This is a genomic window from Rhizobium ecuadorense (assembly GCF_001187535.1).
Lineage (GTDB): Bacteria > Pseudomonadota > Alphaproteobacteria > Rhizobiales > Rhizobiaceae > Rhizobium > Rhizobium ecuadorense.
In genome coordinates, this window is sequence record NZ_LFIO01001452.1 from 1 (window position 1) to 278 (window position 278).

Sequence of the window (278 nt, forward strand, 5' to 3'; positions counted from 1 at the left end):
GGCATGCCGGGATGCAAGGTGCGGTTCGGTTCACCCTGCACTTCGTAAATCAACTGATCGGGATGGGAATCGGACCATTCGACGGAGGCCTTGGAGCCGACGAAACGGTAGCGCTGCGAACCCATGTTGCCGGCATCCACCGAGGACACCCAAAGACGGCCGCGGGCGCCGTTGTCGTAGTGCATGAGAACGGTCGCGTGGTCTTCGAGTGGCGCACGGGTCGGAATGAAGGCCTTGCGGTCGCAGAGCAGCTTCTGTCTCTTATACACATCTGACGC

At 60.8% G+C, this 278-nt stretch carries 1 protein-coding gene; it reads right to left on the bottom strand.

Annotated elements, in window-relative coordinates; all coding sequences use genetic code 11:
• A partial coding sequence (locus AF337_RS30225; protein WP_244471343.1) for a Gfo/Idh/MocA family oxidoreductase occupies nucleotides 1-278 on the bottom strand: 278 nt, incomplete at both ends.